This is a genomic window from Clostridium amazonense (genome assembly GCF_056431285.1).
The window spans coordinates 267,448-290,831 of record NZ_JBWKMH010000010.1 but is presented as its reverse complement, the minus strand read 5'-3'; the positions used below and the strand labels follow the sequence as shown (position 1 = coordinate 290,831).

Genomic DNA, 23,384 nt, shown 5'->3' with positions numbered 1-23,384 from the left:
CTCCTAATCCTTATAAATAATTAACATTAGCAGTTTCTTTTTGTGCAGTCCGTCTATATTTCACATCTGGATATCCAATTACAAGAGTTGTAACTACATGATTCTTACTCTTTACATTTAAAATTTTTCGTAACTTTGATGAATGTTTTACAACCTCTGAGAAAAATCCACTATACAATACACCCAATCCATAAGACTCTGCCATTAATGCCATATTGGATGCTGCAAGTGAACCACTAATCTTATCCTTTGTTAGTACCATTATTGCAATAGATGCTTTCTTGAAAAAGAAATTATCATCAATTGTAACTTCCTTTGCATCTTTCATAAAAATACTTGCAATTGGTTTTATTCTTCTAAAAAACTTCACTGCAACTTCCTCATACTTTTCCTTATGATCTTTTAAAACAATGTATGATACATCTTGTGCATTTTTAGCACTAGGTGTAAATCGACCTGCCTCAATAATTTGCTTTATAATGTCTAAAGGTACTTCTTTATCTTTAAACTTACGAATTGTTCTTCTTGCTTTAATTGACATTAACAATTCATTGGAATCTAACTTAGGCTGTTTTACAAGTTCAATTGGTGATTCATCAAACCCATTCATTGTAATAGCCGCCTTGGGACAAATAGCTACACAATGACCACACTTTATACACTCTTGATTTTTTATTACTGATTTTTTATCTTTCATTTCAATATTATTTACCGGACAATCATTTTTGCAAAGACCACATCCAATACAAAGATTTCTATTAACTTCAATTATGTGCTTTTCTTTCATAAATATATTCATCTGCCTTTCGTTTATTTGTTTAAACTATTGTATCATTTAAATATTATTTATATTCATTGGTAAAGAATTTGTTTACCATTAAATTTTTAATATACATATTTGGAATTATTCTAAGCATTCTTATCTGTTTGCTATATTAAGTATACAAACACTCTTCTGACAAACATAACCTTAGGCAATATATTTAAATACCTAAGGCTATAAATTTCATTTACTCCGTATTCAATCATAAATAGCTATACTAAATAGAATTCTTCTAATTTATTCTTAATAATGAAAAGTTACACTTCTAATTATATATACTTTTACTCCCTTGAACCATTTTGGAATATATACCTTTAATGTTCTTTGTAAATAATATCCCATTAGTGTTCCTAAAATAGTAAATACAAGCTGTAACCCTAAACTATTCGGAACAACTACAACACATATATCTTTTAAAACTACATTTAATACTAAAAAAACTGGTAGTAATAGAAGTATTAAATCTACTAAACATATTGATAAAACCACTAATGTTCCTGCAAATACTAATGGTAATCCTATTAAAATATTAAATATCTTCATTATTGTATATCCTACTATTTTTAATCCTTTTTCCATATGTCAACCTCAACCCCTATAACTTAATTTATTTCCTTCATAGTGCTATCTTTTATATCTAATTCTTTTTCACCTACTACAGATAAAGATTCCAATTCACTAAAAACTTTTTTTGATATAAATACTATTATTCCTCCTGCTATAAATGCTCCAAAAATTATTAATGAAATATTATCTCTTAATATCTCAAAAAGATATCCATATGCTAATTGTCCTATTGGTTGGGCACACATACCTATTGTTAAACAAATTGACATTACCTTTCCTATTAAATCTCCTGGTGTTTCTCCTTGTATAAAAGTTATCATCTGGATACTAAATATAGTTGATACCGTCATAATAAAGAAGCAACAAATAGTTATAATAATATATGAAATATTAGTTGGTATTTCAAACATAAGAACTAAGCCCATAGGAATTAATGCTAATATATCTAAAAATAATATTATATAACTATTAGATATTTTCAATTTTTTAACTAATAACCCTGTTAAAATGCCTCCAAATAATCCCCCTAAAGCTATAACACCTTGTGTTATTCCATAGGCTTGGCTAGACATATTTAATACAGTTGTGATAATTACTGGTATTCCTACTATTATCATGGCAGTTAAAACTAAATTAAAAAGTGAAATTATAACAATAGTTCTAAATAATACTGGTTTATCTTTCACAACAAAACTTACACTCGTTTTTATATCATTTTTCACTATTGAAACTATACTATCTGTAGTTTCATTTTTTACATATGGTATTTTCATAATCATTTCCATAATTATAGCTAAAATAAAACATACTATACTTGCTAGCAATATTGGAATTAATCCATATACTCCATATAAAAGTCCACCTATTATTGGCCCGATTAAACTTGCTAAAGCACTAACTTGATTAATAATTGCATTTCCCTTAAGCAAATCTTCTTTATCTACTAAAAAAGGTAAACTAGCTTGTACTGACGGTTGATATGCTCCCTGTATTCCATATAAAATCATCAAAGTTATAATTATTAATATTACTAAATTTGAACTTCCAATAAAAATTGTAAAACCAATCATTAATAATGCTGTAATAAAATCTAATACCACCATAACATATTTTTTATTTACTCTATCAGCTATAATTCCACCAAATGGAGTTAATAAAATCATTGGAATGAATGAACATGCTGATACTAACCCAAACAATGCGGCTGAACCTGTTTCTTCTAAAAGATATAATGGTAAAGCAAACCTTAAAATTGAATTCCCAAAAAGAGATATTATTTGCCCTATCACCATTAGTGTAAAGTTTTTGTTTAAAAATTTTATTTTATTTTCCATATTATTATCCTCCTAAATATTTTACATACATTCGTTTGGTATGTATTTTTTTAAAATTAAACTGCCAATTAGGCAGTTATTTTTTACTATTTTCAATAATACTACGGTACTTTTCCATTACCTCTAGAAATTCATCATCTAAAACTGGAATTCCCAAGCCTATTAATACATCTTTTAAAAACTCAAACTTTTGTCTGAATTCTTCTTTACTAACAAAAAATATAGATGGATTTAACCACACATTCATCAATATAAGAAAACTTTCTGCAACCTCTTTGGGATTGTTAGTTTTTATAGATCCATCATTCATACCTTCTCTAATAATTGGTTCAATTACATTAGGTACTATTGTTTCTATAACATCAAAAAGCTGCTGTGTTAATATCCTTGGATTTTTCATTAAATTAGGTGCTGCTTTAATAAGCCTTTCTTGAGCAGGATTCTTTAACGATGTAATTAACACTTTTTTTAACTTATCTAACCCATTTTCATAAGTAATTTTTTCTAGTTCTAAGGAATCTTCATCAGAACCTCTATAAATCCTAGGTATTACCGCTTCCATTATTTCTTCCTTTGATTTGAAGTGATGATAAATTGCACCCTTACTTAAATCACCAAGTTCATCTACAATATCTTGTATAGTTGTATTATCATAGCCTTTTTTTAAGAATAAATCCATGGAAGTATCTAATATACGATTTATTGTAATCTCTGGATTTTTATTTCTTGCCATAACAATCCCCCTTTACATACTTTCGTTCGGTATGTATTAAAATTATCATTTCTTTTTATCAATGTCAATATCTTGTACTAATAATTTATAAATTATATTGATTTTTATTTAACATATATCCCCAATACAAATTAAAATTTGACGAAAAGTTAATAGTGAAGATTTGCTATTTGGAATCACTAAAGGGAATTCTTTTAATGTATATTAGGCTTCAGCTTGGTTGAATTTATTTATATGTATAGCTACAACGATTTCTGTAAAAAAAGTATGCTAATCAAATGATTTTAGCATACTTTTTTACATTCCTTATTTAACAATATTAAATACATGAATATTCTGAATCAATAAAGTTTATGATTATACTATTTTACGAGATTTAGAGAAACTTATTCATTGATGTATAACTTGATACTTGAAATCCAAGATTTTTATATAATGATTTCCCTTTTTCAGTTGACATTAAATCAACTGCAACAACGCCTAATAACTTTGCTTCCGATAAAAGTTCATTCATAACTTTCGTTGCAATGCCTTGTCCTCTATATTGAGGATATGTAAAAACATTGTATACCGTACCCACAAGATATGATGAAAACGCTATTAGTGGAGGTCTTTCCACCATTGACATAAATGCAGTTGCTAATACTTCATTTTCATTCTCTGCAATCATAGCAATAAATCCCTTATTAAGATATTTAGTAAAATATTCTTCTAACTTTTTTCTAATATCCTGCACTTCTTCATCAGAAAACACACCTTTTTCTGCAAACAAATAATCCATACGAATTTTTATAAGAAGATCAATATCCTCTTTACCCAATTTTCTTACCTTCATATTTTTAACCACCTTATATTTATAAATTTCACTTCACACTTTTAACTTTAATAAGATTAAAAATTATTTTAATCATGTTGATTTTCATACTCAGAATTTAAATAAAAAATTTGCGACTAATTATGATAAAGTTCTCCGTTACTACTCTAAATGAAATTTTTCCATTTTATTCTTGCCTAATTTCTATCCAGTGACTTAAGATACTTTCTATTACAAAGCCTCTTTTCAAATACATATTTAAAGCAATTGAGTTTTTTTCAATAACAGTTAATGTAATCTTATCCACATTAACTCCATTTAAGGTATATATAGCAGTTTCTAATAATCTCTTGCCATAACCTACACCTCTAAACTCATTACACAAACCAATATCAAAGCTCCCAACCTTATTCTCTATCTCTATATTCATAAATCCTATTAGTTTGTTTTTATCTGTAACTAAATAATATCTATTTTCACTATTATTATTTAAATATTCCTCTATATCCTCCATTTCATAATAGCAACCATGAGGCATATCACTAAATGATTTATTAAAAACATTACGATATTCTTCCTTATTCTTCTCTGATAGATTAATTAACTCTAAGGGTTCACTAGTTGTTTTCCTATTTTCAAGTTTCATTTTATAGGCATTATAACTTGGAATATATCCTAACTCATTAAGTAACTTTAAAATTTCCTCATTACTTACCCCTAGTAAGATTTTGCTGCCCCCCTTACATTCAACAAGATTAATGGCAAATTTAAGAAGCTCACTCACAATATCAACCTTATTTTCTACATTATTAACTACAGTTAAAAAATGAATATATACTACTCCTAAATGTTTTAACGCTTCTAGGATAACTCTTACTGAACCTACTACCTTATTATCCTTAAAATAAAATAATATTCCCTCACCAAAATTATAAACCTTTGTATTAAATTCATCTTTTATTTGAGGTATAGATTTATCATTTTTTTCTAAGTTATTTAAATATAATTGTACTTCTCTTATTTCATATCCATTTAAATTGCTAAATTCTTTTATCATCTCAACCCACTCCTATTCCTTAACCCAGTACTTAGTACAATCATTGGTTCTATCTATAAAACCGTACTCAATTAAGATCTTCTTATAGTTGCATAGTCCTCAAAAATCCTTTTTAATACTCTATTTATTTCCTTATCAGTATAAATCCTATCTGTAAAGAAGTTTTTCACTATTTCCCCTAAAACTATAATCTTCTTCTTTTCCTTAGCTGGATAGTATTTTAAAGCATTTGTTTCATCCATATATGTGTTAATAGTTGCTTCTCTTTACTTATCTGTAATGTTATATCTATTATCTAAGGTTGTAGCAGTCTTATGAGTGTCTGTTTTTTAATCTTACCTATAGATGAATCCCATAAAATTTCATTACCCTTCCTTTAATTCCAAAATTTTCTAATTATATTTTACATAACAATTCCACTTTTGTCCATATATAATCAAATATTTTTAATATTTGTTTGCATTTTTTTAAATCTACTCTTAAAAGTCTTGCTAGTGCTGTTAATATAGTTATATATGAATAACAACTACCCTTTTCCTACTTATTTACTGTTGTTGTTGATATACTCAGGTAATCAGCAACTTGTTCTTGAGTTAACCTTTGAGTGTTTTTTTCTATTCTATAATTATAAGTTTAATTTAATTATTACTTGCCTAAGACTAAAAAACCTCACTTATTACTGATACTGTTATCCGTATCAGCAATAAGTGAGGTTTCTTTATATTCATATATTTGTTAAACTGAAATTTATAGTGACAATACCATTTCTAATTTTATTGGATAAAACTCTATCACAAAATGTTCCTCTTTTATGCCAGTATCTATGTATGATTGTGCAATTCTAAATTCAACGTCATCAATTTTGTAACTATAGGTATCGTAGCAACATCCAAATACGATATACTGACAAACACAATACTCCAAAATATTATTTTCATCAGGTTCTAATGAAGAAATTTCAAGAGGCTTATCCATATCAATTCCAAGTGAATCAATATAAGATGAAACTTTAGGATATTTTTGTTTAACATATAAATAATAATTCTTACAATAACTGCAATTGCAAAGAGATTCTTGTTCTAATGAATCATAGTATTTTTTTGTTTTCTTTATATTTACCTTTATTATATTCGTCACCTCAAATTCCTATTTACCTTTCACTTTAAACTTAATGTAACACAATTTGTAAATTAAATTTTACTTATGATATGTTTCTCTATTTCTTATTCTAAATTAACCCATTCTAAAATTTTCACTTCTATTTTAAAATCTTTTTTACATTTTTATAATGAAAAATTTAAATAAGCTATTTATTGAAAATTGAAATAGAAGCTGTTGTATATTTTTATTTCATTTTTAAAACCTAAGCCACGGACGGATTAGCTTTTGCACAAGACAAGAACGTCGCTTCAACAGGTAGTCTTTAAAATTAAATTAAAAGATATTTATAGCTTCTTTGAAATTTTCACAGAATAGCGTTTTAAATTTCTTCATTATTAGGATTTCTAATTTTATATTTTTACATACTGGGAATGAAAATGAATATAAATAGTTTTATGTATATGACACTCTAAAGTATTTATATAATTATACTAAATATAGTTTTTTCATCATTACTCTTAACGCTTATACTTCCATTATGCTTATCAATTATTGTTTTGCATATAGCTAAACCTAAACCATTTCCTTCTATTTTATTATCTTTTTTCTCTATCCTAAATATTCTATCGAATATACTATTTATATCTTTCTCATCTATTTTTTCACCAAAGTTAATAAAATCTATTTTTGTTTTCCCATCATGATTTTCAATATTAACTTCAATAACTTTTCCATCCTTGCCATACTTTATTGCATTGCTAATAATATTTGCAAAGGCTCTAGCCAATAATATGGGGTCTGCTTCTACTAATATTTTTCTATCTTCTGCTTTCACTCTATATTCCATTTGATTTTCTTCAAAAGTTGGTATAAACCCAACAACAACTTGTTCTATCAATTCACATACATTTATATTTTTTATATTTAATCTACTATCATAATTTGATATTTTTGTAAATTCAAATAATTGATCTACTAATATCTTGAGCTCAGTGGCTTTTAAATATGCTATTTCTGAATAATGTTCCAATTCTTCTTCATTATTATATTTTTTGTTTTTTATAATGCTCAAAAATCCAATTATAGAAGTTAATGGTGTTCTTAAGTCATGCGAAATATTCGTAATTAAATTGTTTTTGTTTTCTTCCCATTGTCTTTCTTTTTCCATGAATTGTTTAATACTCTCTGACATTTTATTTATATCTTTTGCCAAAACACCTAATTCATTTTGAGATTTAATTGGAATATTTATTTCTAAATTTCCAGAAGAAACAAGTTTAACATTTCTACTAAGATCATTTATATAATCAGTTATTTTATCCATTCTTTTTATAAAAATAGCTATCATATTTATTACAAATATACTAAATAATAAAAAAACAAAACTCACCATGAATTTGTTATTTGAATTATATTCACTAATAAACTTATTGTATAAACTTACATCAGCATACTGCATTATTAAAATCCCAATAAATAATAAAGAAAAAGTTCCTACAAAACTTACTATTACAGATATTATTAAATTAAATATTATATCAAATTTAATACTTTTACTCATCAATCTTATAACCTACTCCCCATACAGTTTCTATTATTTTAGGTTGTTTAGGATCATACTCTATTTTTTCCCTTAATCTCCACATATGAGCCATAACAGTATTATTTCCATCGAAATATTTTTCCTTCCAAATGCTCTTAAATATTTCTTCTGAATCAAATATTTTACCTCTTTCTGTTGCAAGAAGCACTAATATTTTATATTCAGTTGGTGTTAATTTTACCTCTTCTCCATAAGCATATACCTTATGATTTCTCTTATTAATTATTAAATCCTTAACTTCTAATACATCCTTATTATCTTCAACTTTATTAGCACCACATAAATAAAAATATCTTCTTATTTGTGCTTTTACTCTTGCTAATAATTCCATGGGATTAAAAGGTTTTGTTATATAGTCATCTGCTCCCATAGAAAGTCCATTTATCTTATCCATATCCTGCGATTTAGCACTTAACATTATTATTGGTATGTTATATTTATTTCTTACTTTCATGCATAATTGTAATCCATCAACTCCATGCATCATTATATCGAATATAGCTAATTGTACATCTTCATTATCTATTATTTTTAATGCATCTTCCCCATTACTTGCCTTTAAAACGTTATACCCATCATTTTTAAGAAATACTTCTATAAGTTCAAGTATTTCTATTTCATCATCAACAATTAAAATGTTGTACATAATATCTCCTCTTTTCTCTAGTTCATCATGATTATACACCTATTTATATCTTAAACCCAAGAAAATTGAAGTGATACATTTCCAATCCAAACACCAAATTAGCTATTGATAATATCAAATAAAAAAGCTTTACTTTTACCTTAACATTACATTTTGCAAGTATACCTATTGTATATATAATAAACATAATACTTAAAATAGTAGCTACTACTATACATCCCAATAATATATATAATAATGAGATAAAAGACGAATCATTCATTAATATCATTGAAATTGCTAATATTACACTTCCATAAAAACCTATAATACTTAGCAATGATATAATACAATTACATATATTTAATATTTTTATTTCTTTAAAGTCCTCATTTTCTTGCTTTTTTACTAGTCTTTTCACACACCTAAACAATGATCTAGATATTACTATTAAAAAAATCACTGTAGAAAAAGCTAGTAAAACTATATTTAATTCTCTTCCTTGATATAAATTTATTTTTTCATACGCATTATGACTTACATCATTAAATGCATATATAACCTGTCCTTTTTCATCAAGTCTAAATGCAAATTTCCCCTTGCCATCTTCCCTAGCAAACACACCATCATCAGTTTCTACAAGCTTTGTTACATTTCTTTCTTTTGCATTAGTATATTCCTTTAAACTTAAAGTACCATCTTTATTATCCACTATTTCCATATCCATAGTAGGATCAAATAGATATCCAATTTTCATAATGTTACTTTTTGAAATTCCATCATAATTTCTATAAATACCACTATACTTGCTATAATTTTTATAATTTTTCGGTATTGTATCTTTATACTCATTGCTATTCTTTGTATAAAATTTATCTAAGAATTCTTCTTCTATGTTAAATGGCACTGGATTTAATGAATTAGTTGCTACATAAACACCTAAATTTTGTTTGGGTATTAAAAACATAGTTGTTGTATATCCTGGCAACGCCCCTTCATGCTTTATTATTTCTTGTCCATTTCTATTACTTCTAATAAATCCATAACCCATACCTGAAAAAATATTATCATTTGCAAATTGCTTACTTTGCATTAATTTTGAAGTTTCTACCTTTATTATTCTATTACCTTGAAATTCTCCATTATTTAAATGAGCCAACATAAAGTTTTCCATATCCTTTACAGTAGCTAGTATGCCTGAAGAACCTGAAGTATACTGATAAGCTAAAGGAACTAATGTATATGACTTATCTGACATTTCATACCCTTTTGCAAGATTATCATTATCTAATCTTACCAATGAATTATTCATCTTAAGTGGATATAATATATTGTCATTTATATACTGTTCATAGCTCATTCCTGAAACTTTCTCAATTATATATCCTAAAATGTTGTAACCTTGATTTGAATATCTACTTACTGTATCGGGCTCTCTAGTTACAATTATTTTATGATTATCAAAATAATATTCTTGCGACTTTATATTATTCTTATCTCTAGTATTCCCATTTATTTCACTTGCTTCATCTACTCCACTTGTGTGTGTTAAGAGATTTCTACAAGTTACCTTACCTACAAATTTATTTTCTATTTTATAAGGTGCAATATACTTCTCAACATTTTCATTTAAACCAATCTTACCTTGTTCTACAAGTTGCATAATAGCAGTTGCTGTAAACAACTTACTTACTGATGCTGCGGGAAATAATGTTTCATCAGGATTAATTACTTTTTTCTCATCTAGATTGCTATATCCATATCCTTTTTTTAAAATTTCTTCTCCATCTTTTACAACAACAACTGCAGCTCCTGGCAAGTTATACTTGTCTATATTTTTTTTAAAGAAATCATCCATAAAATACTCAATATTTTTATGATTTATTTCCATATCATTGCTCAATGCCAAAGTTGGTATACTCATATAAAAACAAAATATTATACTACAAAATAATATTAATACACTCTTTCTTAATCTTTGTTTCATTCAAATCACCCTTTCTTTTATAATTTCATTGTAATCTATGGTGATTTTTATTTTTTAACTTTTTTCTTACGAAAATTATACGATTTTTTCTTTCTTAAAATAAACTCAAATTGCTACTCACATAATTATCATAATTCACTTATTTGTTCTAGTAACTTTACTTCTCAACATATCACCTCCTATATTAATTAAATAAAAAATAGTAGCCCCGTCTACAATTAGGCTACTAATTTTTTACTTAATTAAATTATAATACACCTGATTCCAATATAGAAAATTTTATATTATTACAATCAATCTCTGCTAATGCTCCATATGGAATTATCATCATTGGTGATGTATGTCCAAAATTCATATTATACATTATTGGTAAATCTTTTAGGTTTAATTCATCACTAATAACTTTCCTAATTACCTTTTTATATTCTTCATAGTATTTATTATCATATGGTTTACCAAAAATTATTCCTTTTACTTTTTCTAAAATACCTTGTGAACCATAATTTCTAAGCCAATATTCAAAGTATTTAGGACTTGGTGTATCCTCTGAAGTCTCAAAAAACAATATCGTATCATTCCACACATTTTCCTCTGGCCAAATTTTTGTACCTTTAATCATTTCTAATACTTCAATGCAACCACCAATTAATTGTCCTTTTACTTTACCATTACCTTGTAAAATTTCTACACCGTCATGTGCTTTAGTATTTCTACTTATATTTTTATTACCTTCATCCCATGCTAAGTGCTCACTAGTCCATATATTTGATGAATGTACTTCTCCTATTTGCTCTGTATTAAATAATACTTTATTTACCCAATGCTTGGTATAATCAAACATTCTAACATTTTCAGCAAAATCTGATAAAATAGCTGGTCCATAAAAACTAGATAATCCAGCTATTAAACATATCATATGTCCTATAGTTGTATCTGAATACCCAATAAATACTTTAGGATTTTCTTTTATAACATTAAAATCTATGAATGGAAGCATTCTTATACTTTCTTCTCCACCAATACATGAAAAAATTCCTTTAATTGACTTATCTTTAAAAGCATTCATAAAATCCTCTGCTCTTTTTTCTGGATGCTTATATAAATATTCACTGCCCTTTAAAGTATGTTCCATCTCAATAACTTCAAGACCAAATTCATCTTGTAATCTTTCCTTACCTTGATAATATCTCCATAATACCTCTTTATCGCCTGCTCCACCCCATGATAAACTTACAGTTGCTATTTTATCTCCTCTTTTAAGAGCAGATGGTTTTATTAAATTTAACATGTAAATCCCCCCTTTTATCAAATACTATACCATAAATTAACACTAATTATGATAAAGTATTTTCACTATAACTATGAGGTTGCATTTGATGTACTAAAGTTAATTATAAAGATATTTATTGTTCTTGATGTTGAGATTAAAAACATAGTAAAACTCTTACTCATCGCAAAATTATCATCATTTTCTTTAACATATTCCGTTAATCCCAATAACCATAAAACAAAATAAATGTAAATAAGAAAGCTTAATGTTGAAGCATTAAGCTTTCTTATTTGCATTGTATTAAATTTTTACTTTTCTTTTATTTTTTTATTTATATTTTTTGCTTCCATTCTATAATAAAAATAAAATCCTCCCCAAATAACAAATGATAAAATTATCATTCCTAATACTGTTATTATCATTGGTAATATTCCATGTTTAATTGGAATCCAGCCTATCCATAATGCTATTAGCAAATAAACTGTTAAGCCTGTCCCCATATGAATTAATACTTTTAATGGCATTGGTATTTTTTCATTATCATAAACTATAGTTGGAACACAAAATGAAATTCCACAAATTATCGATGCTATAGCTTGAGTAATAAATTGACTATTTGTTTCAATAAAAAAAGCATCACTATTTAATGCTGCTATTATCCCACTAATAACAAAAAATGTTGAACCCCAAGCTATTCCAGATAATATCTTCTTTAATATTTTCATAATCATATCCTCCTTATTAAATTCCTAGATATTTTTTAAAACTTGGCAAATATTTTCTAGATATATATTCTGTATACCCATTTTTAAGTTTAAGGTTCATTACGCCATTAAAGAAAGGTTCTACACTATCAACCATTTTTAAATTTATAAAAGCATATTTTGATATTTGCATAAACCCACTGCCAAGCTGTTCACCTATTTCATACAACCTTTTCTTACTTTTATATGATTTATCCTTAGTATAAATAATAAGTTCAGTTGCTTCTAACCTTACCATATATATATCTCGTTTCTGTAAAATTACTATTTTTTCTCCTTCATTCACTGCAATTATTTCTGCATTTTCTTTTAACCTTAGTAATATTTCATTTATCTCTTCATTTATCTCATTTGTATAAATAACAACATATGCCTGTTCGATGTTCTCGTTTATTTTAATCTCAACCTTAATAGAACTCATCCTCCTTAACATCCTCCTTAAGCTAGCTTATATATTCATTATACTTTTAATTAACTATTAAGTCATAAAGAAACATCTATCATGCAATAATTTAATAGTAAGATACTAAAAGACACCATTTAAATGCTATTTGATATTATATATATAAAAATAGTTAGTAAAACTTTTATAATTTTACTAACTATTTTTGTAATATTATTTATTAGATTTTCTTTGGAATTTTTATGAATAACGTTTTAAATAATTCCTGTTTCTTGGAATAACATTATTCTCGTTTAATATTTTAATAATTTCATTTTTTAGCTTGGAACCCTATAGATTATTATAAAATGACAAATAAGTCTTCTGGTTTAGTTTCTATAATACTTCTAGCTAATTCTTCTCTCAATGATAATAATTTTTCTTTGTCTTGTATTGTCATAGATATATTTTCTGCTTTGCACTTATGAGCTAGTTTAGAATAGTTTATAAACTCACTAGGTATTATTCCTTCTCTTAAATATAATTTTACTAGTTTATCATCATATCCTATTTCAAAATAATATCTTCCATCACCAGGTGCTTTTTCTCCAATTTTATCATTAGAATAATCACTATCTAATCTTAATTGTCCATGAGTTTTTACACGCATAACCATTTCTACAGCATCTATTATTCCTTTTCCATTTTGTCCTATTCCACTATAAAAACTAAATCTTCCTCTTTGTGGTATCTCATTACAAAGTTTCGGAAAAGTCATTAACATAATTTTAAATGCTAAAGCTGCTCCACCAATCATTTGCCTACCATGATATTTTAATATATCATCATAAGTTATCTCTATAATATCATTTTCATCTTTTATTATAATTTTTTCTTGTATCACTTATTTCCACCTACTACTTTATGAAAAGTTCATCTGTGTTAACTTCTTTTTCTATCATTTTAGTTTTTAACATGAAGTCTGCTACATTTTGAAATGCCTTATGATCTTCCTCTGTTGTTTCTATATTAAAATCATATTGTTTATACATTTCTTCAACTGCTGATTTATCTAAATCAAGTTCTTTAGAAACTATATCCATAGTTTTGTCATAATTTTCTTCTATGTATTCAATTATCTTAGCTTCAGCCTTCATAAATGTTTTTAGTTCTTCTTTATGCTCATTGTAAAAATCTTCTCTAACAGCAACTGCTATTACTGCATCTGTTAATCCTTGTCCATTAGCAACTAAATTGTATCCTTGTTGTTTTGCTTTGTATGCAGTAGGTCCTGCAAGTAATGCTACATCAGCACTTTTCCCATCTAAAGCAGCTTTTGCATCAGATATAGACATATTCACATAATTAACATCATCTATAGTCATTCCAGCTTTTTCAAGGTATGCTACTAACAATTGATGTAAGTTAGTTCCAACTGGTCCTGCTATAGTTTTACCTTTTAAGTCTTCTGCTGATTTTATGTTTTTATCTAATGAATACATGCAAAATGCTTCTGGTGATCTACTATACATATTTAATATTTTTATATCTGCACCATTTGCAGCTGCTGAAACTATAGAAGTTCCCCCAACAGCATATAAAATATCAACATCTCCTGATGCTAATGCTTGAGTTTGGTCAGCTCCTGATGTTATTTCAGCATATTTAATTGCAATATTCTTACCATTTGCACTGAATTCCTCTTCAAATATATTATTATTTTTTTGTATTATACTTGGTACATTTAAAGGTGATGTTACATGGGTTATTACTAACTCATCTAAACTTGTTTCTTTTGTTGGTGTACATCCAACCATTGCTGTCATTACTATACCAGTTGCAAGTAGCGATGCTAATTTTCTTTTTATTGATTTACTTAATTTCATACATTTTTCCTCCGTTATCTTTGTATCTTTATGTATATATTTTTAATTAATTATTTTTAAGTCATTAATTATTTTCTTTTTTAATTCAACAAACTTATAATCTAATAAATCTCTTGAATCATTTTCTTTTTCAATTTCATATTGAGATTTAATAACACCATTTTCTAAAATTATTATTTTATCCCCAAGAATAAGAGCCTCATCTATACTATGAGTTACAAATAAAATTGAACATCTGGATGTGTTATGAATTTTTAATAATTCCTTTTGCATTTGTTCTCTTGTAAAAAAGTCTAATGCTGAAAATGGCTCGTCCATCATTATAAAATCTGGATCATATGCAAATGCCCTTGCAATTGATACTCTTTGTTTCATTCCACCTGATAATTGTTTTGGATATGCACTATAAAATTTTTTAAGACCTACCATTTCAATAATTTCATTAATTCTTTTATTATCTATATCATTTTTATCTATCCCAAAAGTTATATTTTTCTTTACATCTAGCCAAGGCATTAATCTATCCTCTTGAAATACATAAGCTTTTTTCTTTGAATTATCATCTAAAATTTCTCCTTGATCTAACTTTTCCAAGCCTGCTACAAGTCTTAATAATGTAGTCTTTCCACATCCACTTCGCCCTAAAATTACTGTTATCTTATTTGCTTGTATGTTTAAATCAATTCCATTTAGAACTTTTATACTATTTTTTTCAACGGTATAAAACTTACTTACATTTACTAATTTAATCCCATCCATTTTTTTCTGATCCTTTCAAAGCCTTATCAATTATAAATGCAAACATTCTATCTGTTATGTAACCAATTACACCTATTACTAAAATACCGACTATAACCTTATCTGTTCTAGACATTTGCTGAGCAAACAAAATCATATGACCTAAACCAGTTGATGCAGCAATCATTTCTGCACTTATTATAGCTCTCCAACTATAACCTAAACCTATTCTCATTCCAACTAATATATCTGACATAGCATATGGAAGTCTTATCTTAAAAAAACTACTTGTTTTTGAATATCCATAAACTTTACCAACTTCCAATAATTTTTCATCACAACTTACAAATCCCTTTACTGTATTTAAGTATATTGGGAAAAATGAAGTTAAAACTATTATTCCTATCTTAGTTGTTTCACCTATACCAAACCATAAAATTAGAAGAGATATTAAACTTAGTGGTGGCACATTCTTAAAAAATTGAATTATATTTTCATAATAATCATTACATTTTGGAAGAATAACTCTTATCATTGCTAATACAAGTGCTAATATAGTTGCTATAAAAAATCCTTTTAAAACTCTTATATAACTTATGTAGATATCCTGAAAAATCTCTCCTGATACAATCATTTTAAATAAAACATCTAATACCTTTGATGGTGATGGTAAAATATAAGAATTAACTATCTCCATCTTAGTGGCTATACTCCATATCAAAACTAGAATCACAATAGAAATCAATGTTTTTATCCATTTATTTTTATTCATTTATTAAAACTCCATCTCCATTGTTACATCCATTTGGACAATAAAGCATCTCAACTAAGTCACTTTCCATATGTAATTTATTTTTAAAGTAATTTTCTATATTCTCTTTTCCTGAAATACTACTAATTTTAACCTCTAAAGATTTAAAATACCCTAATGGAATAGGACTTTCATTGAGTTGTTTTACTTTAAGATTTTCATGGTCCGCTAGATTAGATATGAATTCTTTCCAACTTATAAATATGGTATCTTCTAAATTCTTTTCATTTCCATAAATTGCTAAACTTTCACATGGTGTAGTAATTATTTTTTTCTTTCCCCTTAGTTCCTCTCTATTTGCAATTTCTATACCACAATGTATTAGAATTGGATCAATCTTAGGAATAAAAACATCTTCTTTATTTACATATTTATGAATTGTTTCTACAGCTAAAGGACATCTTTTATCTAAAAAAGTTCTATCTACTCCTTTAAGCTCTTTATTATACTTTTCTTTTACAATCTTATGCCAATCATTTTTAACTTCTACCCTTATGTATCCATTTTTATATAAGACTCTATCTAATTCTTCTTTTATGTACATATTGGCTACAACTGGATTTATAAAAATATATTTCATCGTTTCCTCCTTCCTAATTCAATCATGTATTTTAATATCTTTTCTTTAATATATACTTTATATTATTTTTAAATTAACAAATAAAGTATATTACATATGATATTGATAATCAATATCATATGTAAAGTTTGTAATATTAAAAATTTTTAAATAATTAAATTATAATAATATATCTTTATATAAAAATAACTAGTGAAACTTTTATAATTTCACTAGTTATCGTGTAAGTTGACGGTATTTGTCCAATTAAGCATTTTTCTTTCAATATTCCAATTTTAACTACCATTTCATCTATATTTTCATTATAATATATAGATTTATACATCATAGTTTAACCTAAGATAAAACTTGTAAACCTAAACTATTATAACTTTTCTTTCACAATATTAGTTTTTAAATCTTTACTTTAAGTATGTGATAATACTGGAAACATTATCTTTTCTGTTTCAAATGGAGTTTTTTCTATTGCTCTTATGAATAATGTAGTATCTTCCTCATTTACTAATGATTCTTCATAAGATGATGTGTTTTTAGGAGTAAATCCCAAAATTACTTTTTCAGTTTCATCTAAACTTAATATATTTATAATTTTATCTAAATCTATTTCATTTGTTGCAAATATGTCTTGTATATATAATTTTTCTTCATCATATTCACATATAGCAATAGTATTATATTCTTCAATATAATATATATTTTCTTTCATATAATCCATACAGTAAAACATTATTAGTGACCTGTTATTTTCCATATTAACTTTGAATAAATTACATTTGTTACTAATAACCTGTAAAAAAATATCTTTATCAAACTTTTCTTCAATATTCATCTTTCTTGCTTTTTCTGTTGTTTTAGTTCTTTCCTTAATTATATTCTTTGAGTATTGATATTCATCACATTTTTTAAACCCAAACTTAGGGTAAAAATCTAATACATTGTCATTTGCAAATAAATATATGCAATCACCTTTATTTTCCCACTCATCTATCACTTTCTCCATTAGTATTCTGCTTAAGCCCCTATTTCTATATTCTTTATCTGTCATAACAGTACCTAGTTGTATATATGTTTTCTTTTCACCATGAATTAAATACTCCATAATACTTACAGATACATTTGCTACTACTTTATCACCATCTAATAAAGAATATGGTATATACCCATCTCCCCAATAACCTTCTTGATACCATTTTTCAAAATTAATTCCAAATGTTTTTTCTGCTAATTCATTAAAACTATTTCTAAAAACATCTTTATTTCTATATCCAACTTCATAAAGATATTTCTTTTTCATAACTTCTATGTAACTACTCATAACTTCCACCCTTTTGCTCTTAAATTTTTTTCTCCTAAAATTGCATTAAATATTGCATCTTATCTACTTTTAATTTTATTTGTAAACCTATTATTACTCAACCTTATAATTTTTTCTTAAATAAAAATAAGCCGTAAGTTTATATCTTACGACTTCTCCTATTATCAATATATATACATATTCATACTATTTTTCATTACTATTTTTTAGACATCTTTCTGTTTTTATTAGACCATCATCATACATAGCAATCTTTTTATCTAGCCTATTTAATGTATCTTGCATTTCTTCTATTTTTTCTGATAGTATCTGTCTCTGTTCAATAAGTATATTCTTTCTAGTATCAATAGTTTCATCACCTTTCTTAAATAATGAAACATATTCAATTAGTACCTCAATTGGGAGTCCTGCACTCCTCATACATTTTATAAACTCTACCCAATTACAGTCTTCTATAGTATAATCCCTGATTCCACTTTTATTACGATTTACATGTGGTAATAATCCAATACGCTCATAATATCTAAGTGTATCTTGAGAAAGCCCAAACTTTTTACTTACTTCTGTAATATTCATATAGTTTCCTTTCTTTCAAATGATTTATATATTTCTTCCCATATTATATGCTATTTCAAAATCTTTACTTTTTCTAACTTCTCCCTTTTTCCATACGCCTGTTCCATATATAACACCATTTTCTGTAGCCCCAGAAAGACAACTAGTAAATCCTCTGAATCCTTCTAATGTTCTTTCTAAAGATTCCTTGCTACTATCTGCTGCTGTCATAATAAAATAAAACTCTTTATTTCTAATTTCAGTATATCTAGGAACAGTTCTATCAATTAATGTTTTCATTTGAGCATCCATTGTGTAAAAATATACTGGAGTTGCCATAACAATTACATCTGATTCAATCATTTTATCTAACACTTCTGCCATATCATCATGCCATACACAAACTTTACTTTCTGCACAACCTTCACAACCTAAACAATAATTTATTTTTCTCTCTCCTAAAAATATTTTTTCTACTTCATGTCCACTTTCTTTTGCACCTTTTAAAAATTGATTACATAAAATATCTGAATTTCCACCTTTTCTAGGACTTGATGATAAAATCAATACTTTTTTACTCATATTTTTTCACTCTTCCCCTCTTTTTATAATAGTTTTTACTTCCATAAAAACAATACCACTTAGAGTTAACTCTAAGTCAATAACTTAATTTATATTTTTTATTTTATTTTATTTAAAAATTATTTCAAAGTGATAAAATTAAATTATTAATTTAGTTGTTTGTTACTATAGGGTTTCAAGTTCAGATTTACAATAATATACTTTTCAATTGATAACTCTAGCGTTACAGGTTATTCTTATTTCTATATTTGAAACTAAGTTAAGAAGTAAGAGTGAAAAGTGAATAGTTATGGTAGATATTGCTCACCTTGTTCCTAGAAATACCTAAAAAACAAGTTTTTATATTGTTTTAAAATGAACATTTCTTTTGAAAGAAAATATTTATAGCTAAAAATATAGTTTAAAATTAGAGCTTGCTTGCCTATAACTTTATAAGGGGGGTTTTGTTGTGAAACAAATTTATAATTCAAAAAAAGATTGTTGTGGTTGTACTGCTTGTTACAATTCTTGTCCTAAAAATGCAATATCTATGCTAGCTGATTCAGAAGGTTTTTTATATCCATTTATAGATGAAACCTTATGCATAAATTGTGGTATTTGTAAAAATGTATGTCCATTAATTAAAGAAGATAACTTTAAAAATGATAAAGAACCTACTTTCTATGTTGCAAAACATAAAGATACTTCAGTTCTTTCTAATTCCACATCTGGTGGTGCCTTTACAGCTATTTCTGATGTAATACTAAAAGAAAATGGATTAATTTATGGTGTAGACTTTGATGATGATTTTAATATTATTCATACCAAAGCTACTAATGAAAATGAACGAAATCGAATGAGATTTTCAAAATATGCCCAAAGTACTATGAATTCTATTTTTAAAGATGTTAAAGCTGACCTTATTTCTGGTAAAAAAGTCTTATTTACTGGTACTCCATGTCAAATTGCAGGTCTTAGAAGCTTTATTGGAAATAATATTATAAGTAAAAACTTATATACTTGTGATTTAATTTGCCATAGCGTTCCTAGTCCTCTAATTTGGAAAGAATACAAATCATTATTAGAAAAAGAGCATTCTAATAACTTAGTTGAAGTATTCTTCCGTACAAAACAAGTAGATTGGCGTAGGGAAAATAGCAATAAGGGCTTTACATATAAAATTGCTGGTGATAGTAACTACTATACTGACAATAGATTTTATCAACTTTTCTTTAATGAAATGACTATTATGAGACCATCATGTGAAAACTGTCCATATACAGATATTCATCGTGTATCTGATATTACCATTGCCGATTACTGGGGCATAGAAAAATATGATACAGCTTGGTATGACACTAAAGGTGTCTCCTTAATCTTAGTATCTACTGAAAAAGGTCACCAACTTTTAAATGAGGCCTTTAATTTTCTCCATATAGAAGAACGTAATAAAATAGAAGCCTTAACAGAACAAAATAGACTTACTTCTCCAGTTAAATATCCAAACACTAGAGCAGACTTTTGGGATACTTATCATAACTACGGATTTGAATATATATCTAATTATTTAAAGAATAACTATAAATAATTTATAATAATATTATTAAATATATTAAAAAATTTTATTTATTTAATAAATTAATGTACGAAAATATTTATAAGGTTCTAGGTTGATGCGTTATATCTTATTTTAACTATTTGAACCTTATATTTTACTGAAAGGGTTTATTATTCTTAAATGAAAAAACGAATTACAAATATAAAATTTATTTTAGTTTTTATACTTATATTAATAATATTAATTACTTTTTCTATTTTAAATCGAATTAAAGAAACCAATAATGAAATACTAAAAGCAACATCATCAATATCATTTACTACAATGGAAGATAGAAATAAATCAATTATAACTTTAACAGAAGTACTTGATAAATATAAGTATATAAATAAATATAATAAACTTATTTTATTAAACGATTTATCTAAATTATATATACTAAACTCTGATTATCAAAATGGTTTAAAATATTCTATTGAAATAGTTTATCTTGCGCAAAAGACAGGTGATACTTTTAAGGCTGCTAAAAGTCTAATAAATATTTCTAATCTTTTTACTGATTTAGGTGGTTTTGATACTGCTGAAGAAACCATTAAATATGCATTATCATTAAAAATTAATGATGAATCAAGTAATAAATTAATAAAGCTTTATGCTTACATTAATTTAGCTGATATTTATTCAAAAAATAATAATTATGATGCTGCATTAACTTATATTGATACTTCATTAAATCTTCTTGATTCTTATGGTAATTATGATGATATAGACTATTTAACGATTAATATAATTAAAGCTAGAGTACTTTTTTACACTGGAAAGATTTCTGAATGTAAACGTATTTTAAACCAACTAGACATACAGGTAAATACACCTAGCAATACTATTGCATTTAATGTTAAAATACCATACCTAGCACTAAAGTCTAAAGTTGAATTTTATGATGGTAACATAACTACGGGTATTAATACTGCAAGAAAATTATTTGATTTATGTGATGAAGAAGGATTAACTGAAATTAAAAGTAATTATATACATTATATTTCTGATGTATTACACAAATACTGTTCTGAAGATAGTTTAAGTGAAATTGACTTATATCAACATGAATTACTATCAGATTATACTAAAATTATGGATAAAAAAAATTTTTTGGTTGTTCAATTTATAGTTGATGAATGTAAAAGTAATGTTCAAGCATTGAATATTAAAAATAAAAACTTTAAATTAAGTATTCAAGCTGGCCTTATATTAACTCTAATTATTATCTTAATACTACTTTTAATATATGCAAAAAAATCTAAAAATCAAGTGGAAACAGATGAACTAACTAAGGTGTATAACAGAAGGAAACTTAATCATGAATACTTATTATTACAAAACTCCAATAAACCTTTTGGATTGATTATGATTGATATAGACTATTTTAAATTAATAAATGATAAATTGGGTCATGGAGTTGGAGACAATGTTTTAAAAAACATTGCTGCTAATATGAAAACTAAATTAGATAAAGACTATACTCTATTTAGATATGGTGGTGAAGAATTTTGTGTACTTTGTCATAATAAATCTATGAAAGAAATTGTTATACTTGCAGAATCATTAAGAGAAAGCGTTGCAAATATGACATGGGAAAACAATATTACTGTAACTATTAGTTTAGGAGTTGCTCACTCTATTCAAACCCATGACTTATTTAAACTTGCAGATGATAATCTATATAAATCAAAAGAAACTGGAAGAAATAAAGTTACATATTCAAATTTATACATATAAAATTTAGAAATTAAAATAAAGAAAGCATTTTTTTCGTACCATGCTTTCTTTATTATTTGAACACATATTGAAATAAACTTTACATTGATTATAATTTTTATTTCAATATCCAACTTTTATTCAAAATAGATTTAAGTATTAAAATGTACTCATCCCCTAATATATTTGATATTTCATTCTCAATTTCTTTTTTTAACTTTTCACTTTTTATACAATACTCTTCCCCTTTTAATGTAAGTTCTGTATATTTGCTGTTTTTTTCATCAATTACAAATTTTAAATATCCTCTTTCTTCTAATTTCTTTGCACATTTATACATAGCTTGACGTGATATATTTGCCTGTCTCGCAACTTCTGCAATGGAAATCTTACCCATGTTAATTTTCGCTAAAAGAAGTGCTTCTGTATGTGAAATTTCATCTACACCCATTTTGCCCCATCGATCTTCTACCTCTCGCCTTAGTTCAATATGCTTTTCACTTATTAAATCTATTATACTCAATTCATTTTTCATTATAATCACCTTTTTGTTTTTTTATAT

At 26.1% G+C, this 23,384-nt stretch carries 25 protein-coding genes and 1 pseudogene; 2 read left to right on the top strand and 24 right to left on the bottom strand.

Translation table 11 applies throughout. The features are described from left to right. Positions 1-10 precede the first annotated feature (10 nt). From AC07E4_RS05785 to AC07E4_RS05675, 23 genes and pseudogenes are all read right to left on the bottom strand, one after another. Positions 11-787, bottom strand: a complete 777-nt coding sequence (locus tag AC07E4_RS05785; RefSeq protein ID WP_040330547.1) for a nitroreductase family protein — start codon at positions 785-787, stop codon at positions 11-13. A 279-nt stretch (positions 788-1,066) separates the two neighbouring features. Continuing rightward, positions 1,067-1,402, bottom strand: coding sequence for a hypothetical protein (locus AC07E4_RS05780; RefSeq protein WP_040330548.1), 336 nt, complete (start codon positions 1,400-1,402; stop codon positions 1,067-1,069). 23 nt (positions 1,403-1,425) lie between these two features. Continuing rightward, entirely contained in the window at positions 1,426-2,724 is a 1,299-nt protein-coding gene (locus AC07E4_RS05775) for an MFS transporter (protein WP_478215918.1), read from the bottom strand. A 76-nt stretch (positions 2,725-2,800) separates the two neighbouring features. Next, positions 2,801-3,457, bottom strand: a complete 657-nt coding sequence (locus AC07E4_RS05770; protein ID WP_040330550.1) for a TetR/AcrR family transcriptional regulator — start codon at positions 3,455-3,457, stop codon at positions 2,801-2,803. 376 nt (positions 3,458-3,833) lie between these two features. Then, a complete protein-coding gene (locus AC07E4_RS05765; RefSeq protein ID WP_478215917.1) occupies positions 3,834-4,292 on the bottom strand; it encodes an N-acetyltransferase family protein in 459 nt (152 codons plus the stop codon). A gap of 166 nt (positions 4,293-4,458) precedes the next feature. Next, positions 4,459-5,328 carry a GNAT family N-acetyltransferase gene (locus AC07E4_RS05760; RefSeq protein WP_478215916.1) on the bottom strand — a complete coding sequence of 290 codons (870 nt, stop codon included), beginning with the start codon at positions 5,326-5,328 and terminating at the stop codon, positions 4,459-4,461. 12 nt (positions 5,329-5,340) lie between these two features. Continuing rightward, positions 5,341-5,570: pseudogene (locus AC07E4_RS05755) on the bottom strand (DUF2087 domain-containing protein). A 505-nt stretch (positions 5,571-6,075) separates the two neighbouring features. Continuing rightward, the gene (locus tag AC07E4_RS05750) at positions 6,076-6,465 is read right to left on the bottom strand and encodes a hypothetical protein (protein WP_478215915.1); all 390 of its coding nucleotides are present in this window, start codon (positions 6,463-6,465) and stop codon (positions 6,076-6,078) included. 442 nt (positions 6,466-6,907) lie between these two features. Then, on the bottom strand, positions 6,908-7,990 hold the full coding sequence (locus AC07E4_RS05745) for a HAMP domain-containing sensor histidine kinase (RefSeq protein ID WP_478215914.1): 1,083 nt from the start codon (positions 7,988-7,990) through the stop codon (positions 6,908-6,910). After that, complete coding sequence (locus AC07E4_RS05740) at positions 7,983-8,678, bottom strand: response regulator transcription factor (RefSeq protein ID WP_478215913.1); 696 nt, start codon at positions 8,676-8,678, stop codon at positions 7,983-7,985. Before AC07E4_RS05740 ends, AC07E4_RS05745 begins: the two co-directional genes overlap by 8 nt. Positions 8,679-8,721: 43 nt before the next feature. Next, the gene (locus AC07E4_RS05735) at positions 8,722-10,644 is read right to left on the bottom strand and encodes a serine hydrolase domain-containing protein (protein ID WP_478215912.1); all 1,923 of its coding nucleotides are present in this window, start codon (positions 10,642-10,644) and stop codon (positions 8,722-8,724) included. A 247-nt stretch (positions 10,645-10,891) separates the two neighbouring features. After that, positions 10,892-11,932, bottom strand: coding sequence for a S66 family peptidase (locus tag AC07E4_RS05730; RefSeq protein ID WP_478215911.1), 1,041 nt, complete (start codon positions 11,930-11,932; stop codon positions 10,892-10,894). A gap of 290 nt (positions 11,933-12,222) precedes the next feature. Further along, positions 12,223-12,639 carry a DUF3021 domain-containing protein gene (locus tag AC07E4_RS05725; RefSeq protein ID WP_051540518.1) on the bottom strand — a complete coding sequence of 139 codons (417 nt, stop codon included), beginning with the start codon at positions 12,637-12,639 and terminating at the stop codon, positions 12,223-12,225. Between the two features lie 16 nt (positions 12,640-12,655). Then, complete coding sequence (locus AC07E4_RS05720) at positions 12,656-13,099, bottom strand: LytTR family DNA-binding domain-containing protein (RefSeq protein ID WP_478215910.1); 444 nt, start codon at positions 13,097-13,099, stop codon at positions 12,656-12,658. A gap of 322 nt (positions 13,100-13,421) precedes the next feature. Further along, positions 13,422-13,964, bottom strand: coding sequence for a hypothetical protein (locus tag AC07E4_RS05715; RefSeq protein ID WP_478215909.1), 543 nt, complete (start codon positions 13,962-13,964; stop codon positions 13,422-13,424). Positions 13,965-13,977: 13 nt separating this feature from the next. Continuing rightward, complete coding sequence (locus AC07E4_RS05710; protein WP_430828994.1) at positions 13,978-14,946, bottom strand: ABC transporter substrate-binding protein; 969 nt, start codon at positions 14,944-14,946, stop codon at positions 13,978-13,980. Positions 14,947-14,988: 42 nt separating this feature from the next. Continuing rightward, positions 14,989-15,705 carry an ABC transporter ATP-binding protein gene (locus AC07E4_RS05705; protein ID WP_478215908.1) on the bottom strand — a complete coding sequence of 239 codons (717 nt, stop codon included), beginning with the start codon at positions 15,703-15,705 and terminating at the stop codon, positions 14,989-14,991. Beyond that, on the bottom strand, positions 15,692-16,456 hold the full coding sequence (locus AC07E4_RS05700; protein ID WP_478215907.1) for an ABC transporter permease: 765 nt from the start codon (positions 16,454-16,456) through the stop codon (positions 15,692-15,694). The genes AC07E4_RS05705 and AC07E4_RS05700 overlap by 14 nt, the downstream gene beginning before the upstream one ends. Next, complete coding sequence (locus AC07E4_RS05695; RefSeq protein ID WP_478215906.1) at positions 16,449-17,075, bottom strand: hypothetical protein; 627 nt, start codon at positions 17,073-17,075, stop codon at positions 16,449-16,451. Before AC07E4_RS05695 ends, AC07E4_RS05700 begins: the two co-directional genes overlap by 8 nt. Before the next feature lie 175 nt (positions 17,076-17,250). Then, on the bottom strand, positions 17,251-17,400 hold the full coding sequence (locus tag AC07E4_RS05690) for a hypothetical protein (protein ID WP_478215905.1): 150 nt from the start codon (positions 17,398-17,400) through the stop codon (positions 17,251-17,253). 81 nt (positions 17,401-17,481) lie between these two features. After that, positions 17,482-18,390, bottom strand: a complete 909-nt coding sequence (locus AC07E4_RS05685; RefSeq protein WP_478215904.1) for a GNAT family N-acetyltransferase — start codon at positions 18,388-18,390, stop codon at positions 17,482-17,484. A gap of 186 nt (positions 18,391-18,576) precedes the next feature. Next, on the bottom strand, positions 18,577-18,966 hold the full coding sequence (locus tag AC07E4_RS05680; RefSeq protein ID WP_478215903.1) for a MerR family transcriptional regulator: 390 nt from the start codon (positions 18,964-18,966) through the stop codon (positions 18,577-18,579). A gap of 24 nt (positions 18,967-18,990) precedes the next feature. Further along, positions 18,991-19,527, bottom strand: coding sequence for a flavodoxin family protein (locus tag AC07E4_RS05675; protein WP_430829000.1), 537 nt, complete (start codon positions 19,525-19,527; stop codon positions 18,991-18,993). A 448-nt stretch (positions 19,528-19,975) separates the two neighbouring features. On the opposite strand from AC07E4_RS05675, the gene AC07E4_RS05670 reads away from it, so the two are divergent. Then, the gene (locus tag AC07E4_RS05670) at positions 19,976-21,094 is read left to right on the top strand and encodes a Coenzyme F420 hydrogenase/dehydrogenase, beta subunit C-terminal domain (RefSeq protein ID WP_430829001.1); all 1,119 of its coding nucleotides are present in this window, start codon (positions 19,976-19,978) and stop codon (positions 21,092-21,094) included. A gap of 150 nt (positions 21,095-21,244) precedes the next feature. Further along, a complete protein-coding gene (locus AC07E4_RS05665; protein WP_040330569.1) occupies positions 21,245-22,843 on the top strand; it encodes a tetratricopeptide repeat-containing diguanylate cyclase in 1,599 nt (532 codons plus the stop codon). A 97-nt stretch (positions 22,844-22,940) separates the two neighbouring features. Here AC07E4_RS05665 and AC07E4_RS05660 read toward each other — a convergent pair whose 3' ends face one another. Next, on the bottom strand, positions 22,941-23,357 hold the full coding sequence (locus AC07E4_RS05660; protein WP_040330570.1) for a MarR family winged helix-turn-helix transcriptional regulator: 417 nt from the start codon (positions 23,355-23,357) through the stop codon (positions 22,941-22,943). Between the last annotated feature and the right edge of the window lie 27 nt (positions 23,358-23,384).

Excerpts from the sequence above, each read along its gene's own strand:
- AC07E4_RS05720 (WP_478215910.1), bottom strand. The coding sequence starts at position 13,099 with ATGAGTTCTATTAAGGTTGAGATTAAAATAAACGAGAACATCGAACAG.
- AC07E4_RS05735 (WP_478215912.1), bottom strand. The coding sequence starts at position 10,644 with ATGAAACAAAGATTAAGAAAGAGTGTATTAATATTATTTTGTAGTATA.
- AC07E4_RS05675 (WP_430829000.1), bottom strand. The coding sequence starts at position 19,527 with ATGAGTAAAAAAGTATTGATTTTATCATCAAGTCCTAGAAAAGGTGGA.
- AC07E4_RS05740 (WP_478215913.1), bottom strand. The coding sequence starts at position 8,678 with ATGTACAACATTTTAATTGTTGATGATGAAATAGAAATACTTGAACTT.
- AC07E4_RS05775 (WP_478215918.1), bottom strand. The coding sequence starts at position 2,724 with ATGGAAAATAAAATAAAATTTTTAAACAAAAACTTTACACTAATGGTG.
- AC07E4_RS05710 (WP_430828994.1), bottom strand. The coding sequence starts at position 14,946 with ATGAAATTAAGTAAATCAATAAAAAGAAAATTAGCATCGCTACTTGCA.
- AC07E4_RS05745 (WP_478215914.1), bottom strand. The coding sequence starts at position 7,990 with ATGAGTAAAAGTATTAAATTTGATATAATATTTAATTTAATAATATCT.
- AC07E4_RS05700 (WP_478215907.1), bottom strand. The coding sequence starts at position 16,456 with ATGAATAAAAATAAATGGATAAAAACATTGATTTCTATTGTGATTCTA.
- AC07E4_RS05660 (WP_040330570.1), bottom strand. The coding sequence starts at position 23,357 with ATGAAAAATGAATTGAGTATAATAGATTTAATAAGTGAAAAGCATATT.
- AC07E4_RS05695 (WP_478215906.1), bottom strand. The coding sequence starts at position 17,075 with ATGAAATATATTTTTATAAATCCAGTTGTAGCCAATATGTACATAAAA.
- AC07E4_RS05765 (WP_478215917.1), bottom strand. The coding sequence starts at position 4,292 with ATGAAGGTAAGAAAATTGGGTAAAGAGGATATTGATCTTCTTATAAAA.
- AC07E4_RS05785 (WP_040330547.1), bottom strand. The coding sequence starts at position 787 with ATGAAAGAAAAGCACATAATTGAAGTTAATAGAAATCTTTGTATTGGA.
- AC07E4_RS05770 (WP_040330550.1), bottom strand. The coding sequence starts at position 3,457 with ATGGCAAGAAATAAAAATCCAGAGATTACAATAAATCGTATATTAGAT.
- AC07E4_RS05705 (WP_478215908.1), bottom strand. The coding sequence starts at position 15,705 with ATGGATGGGATTAAATTAGTAAATGTAAGTAAGTTTTATACCGTTGAA.
- AC07E4_RS05725 (WP_051540518.1), bottom strand. The coding sequence starts at position 12,639 with ATGAAAATATTAAAGAAGATATTATCTGGAATAGCTTGGGGTTCAACA.
- AC07E4_RS05685 (WP_478215904.1), bottom strand. The coding sequence starts at position 18,390 with ATGAGTAGTTACATAGAAGTTATGAAAAAGAAATATCTTTATGAAGTT.
- AC07E4_RS05780 (WP_040330548.1), bottom strand. The coding sequence starts at position 1,402 with ATGGAAAAAGGATTAAAAATAGTAGGATATACAATAATGAAGATATTT.
- AC07E4_RS05690 (WP_478215905.1), bottom strand. The coding sequence starts at position 17,400 with ATGTATAAATCTATATATTATAATGAAAATATAGATGAAATGGTAGTT.
- AC07E4_RS05665 (WP_040330569.1), top strand. The coding sequence starts at position 21,245 with ATGAAAAAACGAATTACAAATATAAAATTTATTTTAGTTTTTATACTT.
- AC07E4_RS05760 (WP_478215916.1), bottom strand. The coding sequence starts at position 5,328 with ATGATAAAAGAATTTAGCAATTTAAATGGATATGAAATAAGAGAAGTA.
- AC07E4_RS05730 (WP_478215911.1), bottom strand. The coding sequence starts at position 11,932 with ATGTTAAATTTAATAAAACCATCTGCTCTTAAAAGAGGAGATAAAATA.
- AC07E4_RS05680 (WP_478215903.1), bottom strand. The coding sequence starts at position 18,966 with ATGAATATTACAGAAGTAAGTAAAAAGTTTGGGCTTTCTCAAGATACA.